Below are 17435 nucleotides of genomic sequence, written 5' to 3'. Positions count from 1 at the left end.
CCGCTTCGTGGTTCCTGTGCCTGCGCTCAGTTCACCCTCTCGGGGCCGGCGCTGTCTTCGCGCGGCAGGGCCCAGGGGTTGAAGCCGGTGCGACGATACTCCTCGTTCGCGACCGCATCGTCGAGATCGAGCGTCGCCAGATCGTCGGCCACCGCCTCGGCGGTGCGCTCGCGCTCGGCCGAGACGATCTTCAGATAGCCGTGGCAATGGTCGCAGCACTCGGCGCGGACCACGGCCTCGGCCGTGTCGAAGCTGAGATATTCGACATCCTTGCCGTCGCCGCAATTGCTGCACACCGCGCGCACCACGTGCCATTCGCTTTCGCACAGCGCGCAATGCAGATAGCGCAGGCCGCGCATCTCCATCCCGCCATAGACCATCGAGGCGACGGGGGCCGTGCCGCAGACCGGGCAGAAGCCGCCGTCATGCGGGCCGGCATGGACCGGCGCCGCATCTTCGGCCCGGACCGAAACCGCGACCTGTTCCGACAGCGCCGCCCACAGGATCGGCGCGATCGCCGCATCGACCTGCGAGAACCGCCCGGTGGCGAGCGCCACGCCCGCCGCCTGACGCGCCGCGCGGTCCATCGCCGCAATCGCGTCGAAGTGCGGTGCAACCGCGGCCGGGGCATTGTCCTTCAGTGCCGTCATCAGCCGGTCGAGCAGATCGAGCCAGCCCGGTTCCGACGCGGCGGTCGCCGGATCGGTCGAACCGGCGCTGACCTGATCGAGCAGCCCCGCCTGAGCATGGGTCACATCCGCGACGAAGCGCAGGTAGTCGCCGGCGGGATGATCCGCGGCCAGAGCGTTCAGACGCGCTTCCCGCGCCGCGTAAAGCGGCGCGAGGTCGGGTTTCAGAACCGGGTCGAAGTGGCGCGTGACGATCTCCGGAGGGACCGAACGCGAGACCGGAGAGACGCTCATGCCTTCGGAGCCTCTTCCGCGGCCTTGATCTCGTCATACCAGCGGTCGTGGTGGTGATGCGCCCACTTGCGGCTGACATAGCCCGTCGCCATGCCGCTGATCGAGCCGCGCACCCACAGGCCCATGTAGATATGGCCGAGGATCAGCAGGATCAGACCGATACCCGCGATGGAATGCGCGAGAATCGCCAGACGCAGCGCCCAGATCGGGAAATATTCGGCGAAATAGGCACGCCACATCATCAGACCCGACACCAGCAGCACGCAGATCGCCGCCATGATCAGCCAGAACAGCACCTTCTGACCGGCATTGTACTTGCCGATGTAAAGACGCGGTCCCTTGCGCATCATCAGCACGTTCCCGATGTTCCTGAACCAGGCGAGGTCCGTCTTCCGGAACGTGTTGTGATGGGCGAAGCGGATGAACATGAAGCACAGCGCCAGGAACACCGCGATGCCGAGGAACGGATGCAGGATCCGCGCCATCTGCGGCGTGCCGAGAACGCTGTTGAGCCAGCTCAGCGAGGGGAAGAACCACGACAGCCCCGACAGGGCGGTGAACATGAAGCAGGCGACCAGCGTCCAGTGGCAGAGCCGCTCGACGAACTTGGTGCGCAGGATGCGATCGTTCTTGTCAGTCATCTCGCGTCTCCTCACTCGGCCGCGTCGCGGTGGTTGGGACCCGCGGTGCCGTCATCGTCGTGATCGTCGTCATCGGTGGTGTTCGGGCCGACGCCGATGAAATGCGTCGCCATCGCCGCCACCGCGCCGACCGCCGCCACCGCGGCCACGGGTTTCAGAACGTCCTTCCAGCCGGTGACCACATCGCTGATCTGCGGATCCTTCGGCAGGCCGGCGTAAAGCTGCGGCTCGTCGGCGTGATGAAGCACATACATCACATGTGTGCCGCCCACGCCCTGCGGATCGTAAAGACCGGCGTTCTCGAAGCCGCGCTCCTGCAGCTCGGCGACGCGGGTCGCGGCCAGTTCCTTCATCTCTTCCTTCGAGCCGAAGCTGATCGCGCCGGTCGGGCAGGTCTTGGCGCAGGCCGGTTCCTGACCCACCGACACCCGGTCCGAGCACAGCGTGCACTTGTAGGCGCGGTTGTCGGTCTTCGAGATGCGCGGCACGTCGAACGGGCAGCCCGCCACGCAATAGCCGCAGCCGATGCAGTTGTCGGACTGGAAGTCGACGATGCCGTTTTCATACTGCACGATGGCGCCCGGCGCCGGGCAGGCCTTCAGACAGCCCGGATCCTCGCAATGCATACAGCCGTCCTTGCGGATCAGCCATTCGAGGCCGTTGTCCGAAGTCTCGACCTCGGTGAAGCGCATCAGCGTCCAGGTCTGCGCCCCGAGGTCGGCCGGGTTGTCGTAGACACCGGCGTTGGTGCCCACTTCGCCGCGCAGGTCGTTCCACTCGTTGCACGCCACCTGACAGGCCTTGCAGCCGATGCAGGTGGTGACGTCGATGAGCTTCGCCACCTCCATCTGGTGGTTGCGCCCCTTGGGCGAGGGCGTCAGGCCGTTCGTCGCCGAGGCGCGGATGATGTTTTGCGTGTTCATGCCGCGGCTCCTTGCACTTTCTCGACGTTGACCAGGAACGCCTTGTATTCCGGCGTCTGCGAGTTCGCGTCACCGATGCCAGGCGACAGCGTGTTCGCCAGGAAGCCTTTCTTGGTGGCCCCGTTGAAGCCCCAGTGCACCGGCACGCCGATCTGGTCGACGGTCTGGCCGTCGATCTCAAGGCGGCGCATCCGCTTCGTCACAACGGCCTTGCCGGTGATGAAGCCGCGCTTCGACGACACCTTGACCACATCGCCGTGGCCGATGCCCTTCGCCGCCGCCAGCCCCTCGCCGATCTCGATGAACTGTTCGGGCTGCAGCATCGCGTTCAGATACGAATGCTTGGTCCAGTGGCGGAACAGCTCGGTCACCGAATAGGTGGTGGCGACATAGGGGAATTCGCTGCGGTCGCCGAAGCGGGCCGCATCGTCGGCGAAGACACGCACGGCCGGGCTGTGCACCACCTTCGGATGCAGCGGGTTCGTGGCGATCGGGCTTTCGGTGGGCTCGTAATGCTCGGGGAAGGGACCGTCGACCATCTTGCCGCAGGAGAACAGCCGGCCCACGCCCTCGGCGTTCATGATGAACGGGGCGGCCTTCGATCCCGGCGGCAGCGCGCCGTAATCGGGCACGTCGATCCCGACCCAGGCCTTGCCGTTCCATTCGAGCACCTTGCGCTCCGGATCCCACGGCTTGCCGTCGATGTCGGCCGAGGCGCGATTATACAGGATGCGCCGGTTGGCCGGCCAGGCGAAGGTCCAGCCGGGCGTGCTGCCCAGACCGACGTCGGTGTTGTCGCGCCGCGCCATCTGGTTGCCCGCCTCGGTCCAGGAACCGGTGAAGATCCAGCAGAAGCTGGAGGTCGTGCCGTCGTCGCGCAGCTGCGCGAAGGAAGACAGCAGCGAGCCCTTCTTGGCGATCAGATTGCCCTGCGCGTCATAGAGATCCTCGAGCGCGTAGCCGTTCGATTCCTTTGCCAGTTCCTTCGGTTCCGGGTCGTGCGGGTCGTGGTAGGTCTTCTCGTCCCAGGTCAGGTTCAGAACCTGCTCGGGGCAGGCGCCGCCCTCGGCTTCATACAGCCGGCGCAGCTCCATCATGATATCGCCGAGGATCTTGCCGTCGTTGCGGGCCTGATATTTCGGCTTCTGGCCGGCCCAGTGCCACTGCATCCAGCGGCCCGAGTTGTTGACCGATCCCTCTTCCTCGGCAAAGCACGAGGACGGCAGGCGGAACACCTCGGTCTGGATGTCCTTCGGGTTGACGTCGTTGAACGGCCCCTCGTTGTGCCAGAAGTTCGAGGTCTCGGTGGCGAGCGGGTCGATCACCACCATGAACTTCAGCTTCGACAGCGCGGTCGAGACCTTCTTCACGTCGGACATCGCCGCCATCGCGTTGAAGCCCTGCACCATCAGGCCGTTGACCTTGCCGCGATACATCGCGTCGAACAGCGACAGCATATCGTAGGACTTGTCCCACTTCGGCAGCAGGTCATAGGCGAAGTCGTTCGCCGCGGTGGCGTGCTCGCCAAACATCGACTTCAGGAACGAGATGAAGAACTTCGGCGTGTTCTGCCAGTAGTTCACCTGACCGTCCTGCAGCGCGGCAGGGGTGTTCGCGTCCAGATAATCCTTCAGCGTCGCCAGCTTCTCGTTCGGCAGCGGCATGTAACCCGGCAGGTTGGTCGACAGCACGCCGAGGTCGGTGAAGCCCTGCACGTTCGAATGCCCGCGCAGCGCGTTGATGCCGCCGCCGGGCATACCGACGTTGCCGAGCAGCAGCTGGATCATCGCCGAGCCGCGGATCACCTGCGAGCCGTTGGTGTGATGCGTCCAGCCGAGCGCGTAGAGAATCGTCGCGGTGCGGTCCCTGGCCGAGCATTCGCCGAGGATCCCGGCGATCTTCTCGAAATCGGCAACCTTCACGCCGCAGATCCGCTCGACCATCTCCGGGGTGTAGCGCGAGACGTGCTCCTTGAGCAGCGACAGCACGCAGCGCGGATGGGTCATCGTCGGGTCGCTCAGCGCATGGCCGTCGGCGTCGAGCTCGTAGTTCCACGAGGTCTTGTCATAGACCTTCTTGGCCGCATCATAGCCCGAGAACAGCCCTTCGTCGAAGCTGTAATCCTCGCGCACGATCAGCGGCGCGTTGGTATAGGCGCGCACATAGTCGTGCTGGATCTTGTCATGCGTCAGCAGCCAGTTGACCATGCCCATCAGGAAGGCGGCATCCGAACCCGCCCGGATCGGCGAGAAGATGTCCGCGACCGAGGCCGAGCGGTTGAACCGCGGATCGACGACGATCACCTTGGCCTTGTTCTTGGTCTTGGCCTCGATCACCCACTTGAAGCCGACGGGGTGGGCCTCGGCGGGGTTGCCGCCCATGATGAACACCACGTTGGCGTTCTTGATGTCGACCCAGTTGTTGGTCATCGCGCCGCGACCGAAGGTCGGGGCGAGGGCCGAAACGGTCGGGCCGTGGCACAGGCGCGCCTGATTTTCCAGCGCGACCATGCCGAGGCCGCGGGCGAACTTGACGTCGAGCACGCCGGTCTCGTTCGAGGCGGCCGAGGAGCCGAGGAAGCCCGAGCTCAACCAGCGGTTGACGGTCGTGCCCTTGTCGTTCTTGGCGATGAAGTTCGCATCGCGGTCGTCCTTGAGCAGGCGCGCGATGCGTTTCGTGGCGTCGTCCCAGCTGATCGGCACCCACTCGTCGGAGCCGGGAGCGCGGTATTCGGGGCGCTGCAACCGGTCCTTGGCGTGGATCATGTCGATCAGGCCCGCGCCCTTCGGGCACAGCGAGCCGCGGCTGACCGGATGATCGGGGTCGCCCTCAATGTGGAAAATCTGTTCCTTGGCGTTCTTCGACCCGTCGCCCATCGAATACATCAGCAAGCCGCAACCCACCGAGCAATAGGTGCAGTTGTTCCGGGTCTCCTTCGCGCGCAGCAGCTTGTAGGGTCGGACGGAAGCGGAGACCTGAGCTTCGGCCGTCGAGAATCCCATTGCCGTGGCGGAGGCGGACATCGCGCCGGCGCCGAGGATCTTGAGAAACTGACGCCGGCCAAGAGTGAGGGCGGTGTCGTTCATTTTTATAACCTGCCTGAAAGTTGGCTTTGGTGGGTCGTGCAAGCATAATCCGAATGCAGAGAAGATGCGACCGGAATTCTTGGCGGGGGATTAAATCAGGTAGTTTGAATTTAAACTATTTTTGTCGGAAAGTTCGCGCGGCGATGCCCGCCCGGCGATGCCCCGGCCGGGGACTGCGTGCCGTGGGGCGCGGCCGGACCTGCGGGCGGCGCAAGGAAGGGGGCTCTGCCCCCTCGGGCCTTCGGCCCTCACCCCCGGGATATTTTCGGCGAATCGAAAGGAAAAGCCGCGGTCCGGCGGCCGCGGCTTTCGGGGATGAGGTCGGCGGAAAACGATCAGAGCGCGCGCCAGCCGATATCGCGCCGGCAGAAGCCCCCGGGCCAGTCGATGCGGTCGATCATCTCATAGGCGCGGGCCTGGGCTTCCTTCAGCGTGGCGCCGCGGGCGGTGACGTTGAGCACGCGCCCCCCCGTCGCGATCAGCGCGCCGTCCTTCAGCGCTGTGCCGGCGTGGAACACCATGTGGGTGCTGTCCTCGGGCAGGGTGTCGAGGCCCGAGATCACCGTTCCCCTGGCATAGGCGCCCGGATAGCCGTTCGCGGCCATGACCACGGTCAGGGCGTGATCGTCGGCCCATTGCGCGCGGGTCTCGCCAAGGCGCCCCTCGGCGCAGGCGAGCAGCAGATCGAGCGCCTGAGCGCCGAGCCGCATCATCAGCACCTGGCATTCCGGATCGCCGAAGCGGACGTTGTATTCGACGAGCCGCGCCCGGCCGTTCTCGATCATCAGCCCGGCGTAAAGCACCCCCTGGAACGGCGTGCCTCGGCGCGCCATCTCGGCGACGGTGGGGCGGACGATCTCGGCCAGAACCTGCTCCTGGATCGCGGGGGTGAGGACGGGGGCGGGCGAATAGGCGCCCATGCCGCCGGTGTTCGGGCCGGTGTCGCCGTCTCCCACGCGCTTGTGGTCCTGTGCGGTGCCGACCGGGAGCACCTCGGAGCCGTCCGAGAGGATGAAGAAGCTGGCTTCCTCGCCGGCCATGAACTCCTCGATCACCACCTCGGCCCCGGCTGCGCCGAAGGCACCGCCGAGGATGTCGTCTACGCCCGCCAGTGCCTCGTCGAGCGTCATGGCGACGATCACGCCCTTGCCGGCGGCGAGGCCGTCGGCCTTGATGACGATGGGCGCGCCCTTGGCGCGGACGTAATCGCGGGCGGCCTCGGCATCCGAGAACCGCGCCCAGCCGGCGGTGGGGGCGCCGCAGGCGTCGCAGATTTCCTTGGTGAAGGCCTTCGATGCCTCTAGCTTCGCCGCCTCGGCCGAGGGGCCGAAGGTCAGCACGCCTTCGGCGCGCAGCGCATCGGCGACACCAGCGGCAAGCGGTGCCTCGGGCCCGACGATGACGAAGTCGATCTTGTTCTTGCGCACGCAGCCGAGGACCGCGCCCGCATCGCAGGGGTCGATCGCCGCGAGTTCGGCGATCGCGCCGATGCCCGCATTGCCCGGCGCGACGATCAGCCGTTCGCATTTCGGGTTCTGCTTGACGGCCCAGGCCAGCGCATGTTCGCGCCCACCGCTGCCCAGAATGAGAATGTTCATCGCCGCACCCCCTTGGCCTTCGCTTTCCGGGCTTCTAAGGTCTCGCCCGAATTCAGGCAAGGCGCAGCATGGACCTTATCGACGACAGTTCCGAAGGAAACGCCCATGAATACACCGTGTCGGAGATTTCCGGCGCGGTGAAACGGGTGATCGAGGGCGAGTTCGGCCGGGTGCGCGTGCGCGGCGAGGTCGGCCGGGTGTCGCGCCCGTCCTCAGGGCACATGTATTTCGATCTCAAGGATCAGGGCGCGGTGATCGCCGCGGTCAGCTGGAAGGGGCAGGTCGCGCGGATGCAGGTCCGCCCCGAGGAGGGGATGGAGGTCATCGCGACCGGCCGTCTGACCACCTTTCCGGGCCAGTCGAAATATCAGCTGATCGTCGATGCCGTCGAACCCGCCGGCGCCGGCGCGCTGATGGCGATGCTCGAGGCGCGCAGGAAGGCGCTCGCGGCCGAGGGGCTGTTCGATGCCGGACGCAAGCGCCCCTTGCCGTGGCTGCCCGAGGTGATCGGCGTCGTCACCTCGCCCTCCGGCGCGGTGATCCGCGACATCCTTCACCGGCTGCGCGAGCGCTTCCCGCGCCGGGTGCTGATCTGGCCGGTGGCGGTGCAGGGTCAGGCCTGCGCCCCCGAGGTCGCCCGCGCCATCCGCGGTTTCAATGCTTTGCCCGAGGGCGGCGCGATCCCGCGCCCCGACCTCATCATCGTCGCGCGTGGCGGCGGCTCGCTTGAGGACCTCTGGGGCTTCAACGAGGAAATCGTCGTCCGCGCCGCCGCCGAAAGCCGGATCCCGCTGATCTCGGCCGTGGGTCACGAGACCGACACCACGCTGATCGACCATGCCTCGGACCGGCGCGCGCCGACGCCCACCGCCGCGGCCGAGATCGCGGTTCCGGTCCGGGCCGAGCTTGCCGCAAGGCTGGGCGAGGCCGGCGTGCGCATGGCGCGCGCGGCTCAGGCCCGGCTCGATCACCGCAGCCAGCGGCTCAGCGATCTGTCGCGCGCCCTCGGCCGGCCCGAGGCGCTCACCGCGCCGGCGCGTCAGCGCTTCGATCTGGTGTCGGACCGGCTCGACCCGGCATTGCGCATGGTCACAGTGCGCGGCCGCGAGCGGCTGGTGAGGGCAGGCGCGGGTCTGTCGCTCGGCACGCTGAAGGGCTTTCTCGCGCGGCATTCCGACCGGGTCGGCGATCTCGGCAAGCGGCTCGACAATGCGCAACTGCGCCGCCGGGCCGAGGCAACGCGTGCCGCGAAGGACAACCGGCTCCGCCTCGATGCGCTTGGCGAAAGGCTCTCCCATGCCGGTCCCGCGAGGCTCGCGCTGCTGCAAGACCGCCTCGACCGTCTCGACCGGATGCGTCAGACGCTCGGCTATACCGAGACGCTGCGCCGCGGCTATGCGGTGGTGCGCGCGGGTGAAACCCTCGTCACCACGGCGGATGACGCCCGCCGTGCGCCGGCGCTGGAAATCGAGTTCCGCGACGGCCGCGTGACGGTCGCACCCTCCGGCTCCTCCCCGGCCGAACCGCACGCCCCGTCCCGTCCGCGCCGCACCCGCCGCGAAGATCCGCCGGAACAGGGCGATCTGTTCTGAGAGCCAGAGCCGCACTTTCCCTTTCGATTCGCCGAAAATATCCTGGGGTGAGCGCGGCACGCGCGAGGGGCAAAGCCCCTCCCTTCACCGCAGCTAGACGCCCAGATCCGGCGCCGGGCAGTCGAGGCCGTCCTTGCTGTCGCTCAGTCCGACCAGAGGCGATTGCACGCCGCCCTCCGGGTCCTGAAACTGCGCCACCAGCCCCGACGGCGTGTCGTGGAACTGCCAGCACTGCAGCGGCGTATCGTCGTGATAGTCGAAGCAGATGTCCTCGCCGCGCTGGAACCAGTCGCCTTCCCGGCATTCGCTCTCGGTGAAGGCCCAGATCACCTTGTGGCCGGGGCGATAGGCCTCGGTGCCATAGGGAACGCCGTCCTGCGCATAGGTGATGGTGCGACCGAGCGTCAGGGCATCGAACTGCGCGGCATCGAGCGGCGCGCCGAGGTCGGTGCCCGTGTCCTGTGCGACCGCCTGCGCCGCGGCGAGCACCGGCAACAACGCCAGAACGATCAGTGCGACGGCCCGGCGCATCTCAGTCCTGCCCGGTCGCGGCATGGAGCCGGCGCACGCGCGGATCCATCACCTTGCGCCACAGCCGCGGGAACAGTGCGAGCGTCGCCATGACGGGCAGCGAGCGCGGCAGCATCGGCCGCTCGGGCCGCGGCACCTCCGGGTTGTCCAGACGCAGCTCGGGGTAAGGCCGGCCCGGATGGGCGTGATGGTCGGAGTGTCGCGGCGCATTCAGCATCCACAGCGAGGACAGCGGCTCGCGCGCGTCCCAGCTGTGGCGCGCGGTGACCGGCTCATAGCTCAGCGGGCCGGTGCTGCGCCGGCGCAATCCGTAGTGTTGCACGTAATCCGCCAGAAGAATCTGCGTCTGTGCATAAGCGCAGATCAGCAGATAGGCGATCAGCCCGCGCCAGCCGAACAGCACCGTCACCAGCAAAAGGCAGGCCAGCGCGCCGCCGACGTAGGAATAATACGGGTTCAACGCGCGCAGCCATGCCTTGAAACTCGCCGCTTTCGGGCGGCCGCGGGCGCGGATCGCCTCGGCTTGCCAGCCGGCCCGGAACGATCCGGTCCAGGCCTGCGGCGCGAAATCGTAGAAGCTCTCGCCCAGAACCGCGCTGTTCGGATCCTCGGGCGTGGCGACGAAACGGTGATGGATCAGCCGGTGCGCCGAGACGTGATGGCCGAACAGCAGCGTGATGTAGACCCATTTGCCAAGGTCGAACAGTCGCCGGTCGCCGCGGTGGATCAGCTCATGAGCGTTCGAATTGGACACCTGCCCGAAGAACAGGCTGAATCCCATGAACAGCGCGAAGCGTCCGCCCCAGCCGACGCCGGTCTCGCCCGCGACCGAGGCGACGGCGAGCAGCATCAGCACGAAATGCGCCACGGCAAGCGCGGCAGACAGCGCATCCGCCTCGGCGAAGATCGTGCCCTCGGGCGCATCGGGCGAGGCACGGCCGATCAGCCGGTCGAACAGCGCGATCACGATGGCGATCCAGCCAAGCGCCAGCCATGGCCAGATCCCGCCCATCAGCGCGCCGATCATCAAAAGCGGCACCGGCGCGAAACTCGCCACGGCGAAAACGTCGACCTGCGGCACATCGCGGCCGATCCGCATCAGGCGGCGAAACAGCGGCGCCTCGGTCTCGTCCGGGATCTGCTCGCTCATCTGTGTCGCCTCCGTCTCGGGCCCTTTCGGGGGCCGTTCCGATGCGCATGTTGAACAGATTTCGTGCCGCTGCGCCAGTGCCCGGCCTTCCATCGCGGCCGCGCATCCATTAGGTGAAAGGAAACCCGGAGTGTGCCATGTCCTTCTTCGCCAAGCTCAAGTCACGTCTGACGCGCTCTTCGTCGAAACTCGGCGAGGGGCTCGATGCCATCGTGGCCGAGGCTCCGGCCGCGCCCGAGGCGACGCCCGAAGCTCCCGCCTCCGCCCCCGAGCCGGCGCGCCCCGGCCTGATCGGGCGGCTGTTCGGTCAGGGCCCGGCGGCGGAACCGCGCCGGGTGCTCGATGACGAGATGCTCGAAAGCCTCGAGGATCTGCTGATCTCGTCGGACATGGGCGTGGACACCGCCTTGCGCGTCACCGCGAACCTCGCCGAGGGGCGCATGGGCAAGCGGCTGTCGGTGAGCGAGATCAAGGCGTTGCTGGCCGCTGAAATCGCCCGGATCATGGAGCCCGTCGCCCGCCCGATGCCGATCTATCCCAAGCGGCCTCAGGTCGTGCTGGTGGTGGGCGTCAACGGCTCTGGCAAGACCACGACCATCGGCAAGCTCGCCTCGCAGTTCCGCGCCGCGGGCAAGACCGTGGTGATCGCGGCCGGCGACACCTTCCGCGCCGCGGCGGTCGAACAGCTGAAGGTCTGGGGCGAGCGCGCCGACGTGCCGGTGCTGACCGCGCCCGAGGGCTCGGACCCGGCCTCGCTCGCCTTCGACGCGATGACGCGGGCCGAGGCGGACGGGGCGGATCTGTTGCTGATCGACACCGCCGGGCGGTTGCAGAACCGGCAAGATCTGATGGAAGAGCTCGCCAAGATCGTGCGGGTGATCCGCAAGAAGGATCCCGAGGCGCCGCATAACACGCTTCTGGTGCTCGATGCCACGACCGGGCAGAACGCGCTCAACCAGGTCGAGATCTTCTCGAAGATCGCCGATGTCTCGGGTCTGGTGATGACCAAGCTCGACGGCACGGCGAAGGGCGGCGTGCTGGTGGCGCTGGCCGACCGTTTCGGGCTGCCGATCCATGCGATCGGCGTGGGCGAGCAGATCGACGACCTCGCCCCCTTCGATCCCGAGGAGTTCGCCCGCGCGCTGGTCGGCGCCGAGGGCTGAAGCGTCAGGCGCAGAGGCCGCGGGAAAGCCTGCCGAACCGCCTCGCATCGTCGCATTCCGATAGGTGAATTCGGCGGCATTCGGGGCGCGCCGGTCAATTCGGGAAAATATTCTTCCCCGCGGATCCCTGTCACTCGTCGGATACGGTCCGGTGACGGGTCTTCGAGATCGGATCGTTGCGCAGCGGCGCCTCGAAATCCGGGTCTGGGTGCTTGCGCTCGATCTCTTCTTCCAGCTTGTCGACGCGGGCTTCGATCTTGCGAAAGATCCACAGCACCAGCACGGTCAGCAGCGTGGCGAGGCCGGCGAGCCCGATCCGCCCGCAACCGCAGGCGAGACCCACGGCACCCGCAAGCCACATCCCGGCACCCGTGGTCAGCCCCTTCACCCGCTGCCCCGAGATGATGATCGTTCCCGCCGCCAGAAATGCCACCCCCGATGTCACCGAGCTGATCAGCCGCGTCAGATCCGAGCGCGCGCCGCTTTCCGGCCCTTCGGCGCGGGTGATGTCCACGAGCTCGAAGGTGATCAGCGCGAACAGCGCCGAGGCGATGGCGATCAGCATATGGGTGCGCAGCCCGGCCGGCTTGTGATGCCATTCGCGCTCGAAACCGATGGCACCGCCGAGGATCAGTGCCGCGATCATCCGCAGCGCGGCGACCGAGGGCGGCGTCGCGGTGAAGGAGGCGGCAAGGTCGGACCACATATTGGCAAGAGGGGTCATCGGGGGGCTCCGTTGAACGTCGGGTGACAGTAGCCTCGCCGGCCGGCGCGCGAAAGGGCCTGTGCATGAGCGGGCCCCGCACCTCGGCAGGCCGGCGCCACACGCAGATTTGGCTGGCGCGAGGCGCGCGGTGCGCTATGTCTGAGCGGATCGAATGGCACGGAAGGGCGGGCGAATGGCAGAGCGGCGCAAGATCAATCCCTGGGTCAAGCTGGGGCTGGAACTCGGCCCGCTGGTGGTGTTCTTCATCGCCTTCTCGCGGCTGCGCGAGGCCCATGTGCAGATCGGCGCGACGAGCTATTCCGGCTTCATGATCGCGACGGCGCTGTTCATTCCGCTGCTGGCGCTGGCGACGCTGATCCTGTGGCGGCTGACCGGGCATCTCGCCGCGATGCAGATCGCCACGCTGGTTCTGGTCGTGGTGTTCGGCGGGCTGTCGCTGTGGTTCAACGACGAGCGCTTCTTCAAGATGAAGCCGACGCTGATCTATCTGCTGTTCGCCGGTGCGCTGGCGCTTGGGCTGGCGCGCGGCAAGTCCTGGCTGCAACTGGTGATGGACGAGATGGTGCCGATGCGCCCCGAGGGCTGGACCATCCTGACCAAACGGCTGATCGCCTTCTTCGTCGGCCTCGCCATCGCCAACGAGGCGATCTGGCGCACCATGTCGGATCAGGCCTGGGTCAATTTCAAGACCTTCGGTCTGACGATTCTGATGTTCGGATTTTTCATCGCGCAGGGGCCGCTGTTCCAGCGCTACGGTCTCGAAAAACCGAAGAACGAGGAATAACCTTCTCCGCCGGTCCGGTTGACGCCCGAAGCTTGCGGCGTTAGCCATCCGCACCCTTTCAAGGCGGTTCAAGGAGGCCCCGATGGTCAAGGACTGGAACACCCGCACGAAGCTCGTCCACGAAGGCATTCGCCGCAGCCAGTATGGCGAGATGGCCGAGGCGCTGTTCCTGACCCAGGGCTTCGCCTATCCCTCGGCCGAGGTCGCCGAGGCGCGGTTCATCTCCTCGGGGCCGGACGAATTCATCTATGCCCGCTACGGCAACCCGACGACGCGGATGTTCGAGGACCGGATGTCGGCGATCGAAGGCACCGAGGACGCGTTCGCCACCGCCTCGGGCATGGCCGCGGTCAATGGCGCGCTGATGGCGCTGGTGAAGGCGGGCGATCATATCGTCGCGGCGCGGCAGATGTTCGGCTCGTGTCTGCATGTACTCAAGGTGCTGTCGCAGTTCGGCGTCGAGATCACGCTGATCGACGGCGCGGTGAACGAGAACTGGGCCGCGGCGGTCAAGGAAAACACCAAGGTCTGCCTGTTCGAGAGCGTCTCGAACCCCGGGCTCGAAGTCATCGACATCGCCGCCGTGGCCAGGGCCGCGCATTCGGTGGGCGCGATGGTGGTGGTCGACAACGCCTTCGCCTCGCCGATCTTTTCGCGCGCGGCGGAGCTTGGCGCCGATGTGATCGTCTATTCGGCGACGAAGCACATCGACGGCGGCGGGCGGGCGCTCGGCGGCGTGGTGCTCGGGCGCAAGGAGTTCGTGCGCGGCCCGCTCGAGACCTATCTCAAGCACACCGGCGGCGCGATGAGCCCGTTCCACGCCTGGATCATGCTCAACGGTCTGACCACGCTCGATCTGCGGGTGCGGGCGCAGGCCGCGAATGCCGAGGCTGTGGCGCGCGCGACCGATCATCACCCGAAGCTCGCCCGCGCGATCTATCCGGGCCTCGAGGACCATCCGCAGCACGATCTGGCGATGCGTCAGATGGGCTCGGGCGGCACGATGATCTGCCTCGATCTGAAGGACGGGAAGGCGGAGGCGTTCCGCTTCCTCGACGCGCTCCGGATCGTGACGATCTCGAACAACCTCGGCGACGCGAAGTCGATCGCCACCCATCCGGCGACCACCACGCACAAGAACCTCAGCGACGAGGAGCGCGCCACCATCGGCATCACGCCCGGTCTGGTGCGGATCTCGATGGGGATCGAGGACCGCGACGATCTGGTCGCTGACATTCTGGGCGCGCTCGAAGCGGTCTGAACTGCGCGACAGGGTTGGAAATTTCCCGCACCCGGCCCATATGAGGCCGGGTGTTTCATATCCGGCGCCTGAAACGGAGACTGCCATGACCGTTCATCCCCCGAAGCCCGAAGCCAGCCCGGACATGGAGGCGGCGAAGGCCGCCCCTGACGTTCATGCGGCGAAGGCGGCGCTTGCCACGCTGCGGGCCTGGGCCGAAAGCGCCGATCCGACCGAGGTCGCCCGTCTTGACCCCGCCATCGCGCGGCTGCTGCCGGGCCACGAGCTGGCGAATTATCCCGACCTCAGCCGGCGCTACGATCCCGAGTTCCGTGCGGATCCCGGCTATATCGCGACGCTGCCCGATCTGCAGAACGGACCGGCCTCGCTGATCGTGGGCGCGCGTGCGCGCATCGAGCATGTCGGGATCTCGAATTTCCATCTGCCGATCCGCTACCGGCTGCGCAAGGGCGGGGACATGCCGCTCGAGACCTCGGTCACCGGAACGGTGAGCCTCGAGGCGACGCAGAAGGGCATCAACATGTCGCGGGTGATCCGCGCCTTCTACACCCATGCGGAAAGCGCGTTCTCCTTCGAGGTGATGGCCGCGGTGATCGACGGCTACAAGGAAAAGCTCGGCGCCTTCGATGCGCGGCTGATGATGCGGTTCCGCTATCCGACGGAGATCCGCTCGCTGCGCTCTGGCCTGACGGGGTGGCAGTATTACGATATCGCGCTGGAGATGGCGGACACCGACGGCCAGCGGCTGAAGGCGATCCATCTCGATTACGTCTATTCCTCGACCTGCCCGTGCTCGCTGGAGCTGTCGGAACACGCCCGGCGCGAGCGCGGTCAGCTGGCCACGCCGCATTCGCAGCGTTCCGTCGCGCGGATCTCGGTCGCGCTGGCGCCGGGGCAGGGCGCGCTGTGGTTCGAGGATCTGATCGACATCGCCCGCAAGGCGGTGCCGACCGAGACCCAGGTCATGGTCAAGCGCGAGGACGAGCAGGCCTTCGCCGAGCTGAACGCGGCCAACCCGATCTTCGTCGAGGATGCCGTGCGTGCCTTCGCCGAGGGGCTGCTCGCCGAGCCGCGGATCGGCGATTTCCGCGTGGTGGCAAGCCATCAGGAAAGCCTGCACAGCCATGACGCGGTGGCGGTGCTGAGCGAGGGGCCGACGTTTTCGAGCCAGAGCATCGACCCGCGGCTGTTCGCCTCGCTGGTGCATCAGGGCTGATCCACGCGGGCTGAGCGGGTCCGGGACGTGAGGGGAAGAGAGGGGGCGCTGCCCCCTCTTTGCCTTTCAGGCAAATTCACCCCCGGGATATTTTCGGAAAGATGAATGGAAGGGAGCGGGTCCCTGCTTCGCGAAGCGTCGCCTTCGCAGGGGGGACGATTCCTTGCGTCGGGGCGGGGGAACGGGAGTATGGGCCCGGACTTGCGGAAATGATGAATCCGCCGCCGATCTTTCTGTGCGAACGGGCAATTTATCATCGGTTTGAGATCGATCTTTCGATTGACCGATGATCATGGTGGCGACACTATCAGACCAAGCGTTCGATAATAGACCAAAGTGTCGTGTGGCACGACGGTCGGCACTTGAGAAGGACCTCGCCAATGATCAGCCAGGAACAGAACGACCTGCTCACCCGTGTCGGGCCCGGCACGGCCTGCGGCAAGCTGATGCGCAGCTACTGGCAGCCGGCGGCACTGGTCGACGAGCTGGAGGGCGAGCGCAAGGCGGTGCCGGTGCGGTTGCTGGGCGAGGATCTGGTGCTGTTCGTCTCGGGCACGGATGCGACGGGCGGCAAGACCTACGGGCTGGTGCGGCGCGATTGTCCGCACCGGGGCGCGGATCTCGCCTATGGCCGGGTCGAGGAAGGCGGCATCCGCTGCGCCTTCCACGGCTGGAAATTCGATGCCGAGGGCAATTGCGTCGACACCCCGGCGGAACCCGTCGGATCGAAGCTCTGCGCCCATATCCGCCAGCCGGCCTACAGGACCGCGGCGAAGGGCGGTATCGTCTGGGCCTGGATGGGCGAGGGCGAGGCGCCGGAGTTCCCCGAACTCGATTGTTTCGCCGCGCCCGACAGCCATGTCTTCGCTTTCAAGGGGCTGTGGGAATGCAACTGGCTGCAGGCGCTGGAGGTGGGGATCGACCCGGCCCATGCCTCGTTCCTGCATCGGTTCTTCCATGACGAGGATCCGAAGGAAGCCTATGGCAAGCAGTTCCGTTCCGCCACGGCGGGGGCGGATCTGCCGATGACGCTGGTTCTGCGTGAATACGACCGGCCGCTGATCAACATCGAGAGCACCGAATACGGGTTGCGGCTGATCGCGCTGCGCGAGATCGACGCGGAGCGCACCCATGTGCGGGTGACCAATCAGGTGTTTCCGCATGGCATCATGATCCCGATGAGCCAGGAGATGACCATCACCCAGTGGCACGTTCCGGTCGATGACGAGCATTGCTACTGGTATGCGATCTTCACCAGCTACACCCAGCCCGTCGACAAGGAGAAGATGCGCGCGCAGCGTCTGGCCGCGCATGAGGGGATGTTCTACCGCCCGCGCCGCAACAAGCGCAACGAATACGGCTTCGATCCGCAGGAGCAGGCCGAGGAGACCTATACCGGCATGGGCTTCGACATCAACGTCCACGACCAGTGGGCCTGCGAGTCGATGGGGACGATCCAGGACCGCACGCGCGAGCATCTGGGCACCTCGGACAAGGGCATCATCGCCTATCGCCGGTTGCTGAAGGAACAGATCCGCCGCGTCGGGGAAGGCGAGACCCCGATCATGGTCTTCGACAAGCGCACCGCGAAATCGGTGCAGGGGCCGGCGACGATGGACGGGATCGGGCCGACGCGCGGCTGGGAGCTCTACTGGATGGAGGTCGACGTGCGCCGGCGCCGCAATGCGCCCTGGGATGTGCCGGTTCCGGCCGACATCGCCGAGGGCACGGCGCATATCGTGATCGCCGACTGAGGCCGGCGTCGCCCCGCCTGCGGTCTGGACGCAGCGGGGGCGGGCCGCGTAAGAGATCTGACATCATCGAATCCGGCACCGGGGCG

General features: G+C 66.8%; 14 protein-coding genes. 6 read left to right on the top strand and 8 right to left on the bottom strand.

What is annotated here, in order from left to right; translation table 11 throughout:
• Window positions 1-26 precede the first annotated feature (26 nt).
• From fdhE to purD, 5 genes are all read right to left on the bottom strand, one after another.
• Entirely contained in the window at window positions 27-923 is an 897-nt protein-coding gene (fdhE, locus tag CG50_RS12465) for a formate dehydrogenase accessory protein FdhE (RefSeq protein ID WP_051909979.1), read from the bottom strand.
• Window positions 920-1564 (bottom strand): formate dehydrogenase subunit gamma, encoded by a 645-nt coding sequence (locus tag CG50_RS12460; RefSeq protein ID WP_036638904.1) that lies wholly within the window; start codon window positions 1562-1564, stop codon window positions 920-922. The genes fdhE and CG50_RS12460 overlap by 4 nt, the downstream gene beginning before the upstream one ends.
• An 11-nt stretch (window positions 1565-1575) precedes the next feature.
• Window positions 1576-2487 carry a formate dehydrogenase subunit beta gene (fdxH, locus tag CG50_RS12455; protein WP_036638902.1) on the bottom strand — a complete coding sequence of 304 codons (912 nt, stop codon included), beginning with the start codon at window positions 2485-2487 and terminating at the stop codon, window positions 1576-1578.
• The gene (fdnG, locus tag CG50_RS12450) at window positions 2484-5573 is read right to left on the bottom strand and encodes a formate dehydrogenase-N subunit alpha (RefSeq protein ID WP_081880425.1); all 3090 of its coding nucleotides are present in this window, start codon (window positions 5571-5573) and stop codon (window positions 2484-2486) included. The genes fdxH and fdnG overlap by 4 nt, the downstream gene beginning before the upstream one ends.
• A 335-nt stretch (window positions 5574-5908) precedes the next feature.
• Window positions 5909-7171 carry a phosphoribosylamine--glycine ligase gene (gene purD / locus CG50_RS12445; protein WP_036638900.1) on the bottom strand — a complete coding sequence of 421 codons (1263 nt, stop codon included), beginning with the start codon at window positions 7169-7171 and terminating at the stop codon, window positions 5909-5911.
• A 68-nt stretch (window positions 7172-7239) separates the two neighbouring features.
• On the opposite strand from purD, the gene xseA reads away from it, so the two are divergent.
• A complete protein-coding gene (xseA, locus tag CG50_RS12440; RefSeq protein WP_036638897.1) occupies window positions 7240-8763 on the top strand; it encodes an exodeoxyribonuclease VII large subunit in 1524 nt (507 codons plus the stop codon).
• Between the two features lie 93 nt (window positions 8764-8856).
• Here the strand turns inward: xseA and CG50_RS12435 are convergent, their stop codons facing one another.
• Both CG50_RS12435 and CG50_RS12430 read right to left on the bottom strand, forming a co-directional pair.
• Window positions 8857-9294: a hypothetical protein gene (locus tag CG50_RS12435; RefSeq protein ID WP_036638893.1), complete on the bottom strand. Its 438-nt coding sequence runs from the start codon at window positions 9292-9294 to the stop codon at window positions 8857-8859.
• A 1-nt stretch (window position 9295) separates the two neighbouring features.
• On the bottom strand, window positions 9296-10444 hold the full coding sequence (locus tag CG50_RS12430; RefSeq protein WP_245615717.1) for an alkane 1-monooxygenase: 1149 nt from the start codon (window positions 10442-10444) through the stop codon (window positions 9296-9298).
• Between the two features lie 137 nt (window positions 10445-10581).
• Here CG50_RS12430 and ftsY point away from each other — a divergent pair, with 137 nt between their 5' ends.
• A complete protein-coding gene (gene ftsY, locus CG50_RS12425; protein ID WP_036638891.1) occupies window positions 10582-11607 on the top strand; it encodes a signal recognition particle-docking protein FtsY in 1026 nt (341 codons plus the stop codon).
• A gap of 130 nt (window positions 11608-11737) precedes the next feature.
• On the opposite strand, the gene CG50_RS12420 is transcribed toward ftsY, so the two are convergent.
• Window positions 11738-12331 (bottom strand): MgtC/SapB family protein, encoded by a 594-nt coding sequence (locus CG50_RS12420; RefSeq protein WP_081880424.1) that lies wholly within the window; start codon window positions 12329-12331, stop codon window positions 11738-11740.
• Between the two features lie 175 nt (window positions 12332-12506).
• Between CG50_RS12420 and CG50_RS12415 the strand changes: the two genes are divergently transcribed.
• The 4 genes from CG50_RS12415 to CG50_RS12400 all read left to right on the top strand — a co-directional run bounded on the left by CG50_RS12415 (window position 12507) and on the right by CG50_RS12400 (window position 17349).
• A complete protein-coding gene (locus CG50_RS12415) occupies window positions 12507-13118 on the top strand; it encodes an inner membrane-spanning protein YciB (RefSeq protein WP_036638890.1) in 612 nt (203 codons plus the stop codon).
• Window positions 13119-13200: 82 nt separating this feature from the next.
• Entirely contained in the window at window positions 13201-14379 is a 1179-nt protein-coding gene (locus tag CG50_RS12410) for an aminotransferase class V-fold PLP-dependent enzyme (RefSeq protein ID WP_036638889.1), read from the top strand.
• Between the two features lie 85 nt (window positions 14380-14464).
• Window positions 14465-15595 carry a GTP cyclohydrolase FolE2 gene (folE2, locus tag CG50_RS12405; RefSeq protein ID WP_081880423.1) on the top strand — a complete coding sequence of 377 codons (1131 nt, stop codon included), beginning with the start codon at window positions 14465-14467 and terminating at the stop codon, window positions 15593-15595.
• A 380-nt stretch (window positions 15596-15975) separates the two neighbouring features.
• Complete coding sequence (locus CG50_RS12400; RefSeq protein WP_036638888.1) at window positions 15976-17349, top strand: aromatic ring-hydroxylating dioxygenase subunit alpha; 1374 nt, start codon at window positions 15976-15978, stop codon at window positions 17347-17349.
• Window positions 17350-17435 lie beyond the last annotated feature (86 nt).

The sequence above is a fragment of the Paenirhodobacter enshiensis genome (genome assembly GCF_000740785.1).
Classification (GTDB): Bacteria; Pseudomonadota; Alphaproteobacteria; order Rhodobacterales; family Rhodobacteraceae; genus Rhodobacter; species Rhodobacter enshiensis.
Note: the sequence above shows the minus strand (reverse complement) of the source record. Positions and strands in the feature narration are given on the sequence as shown.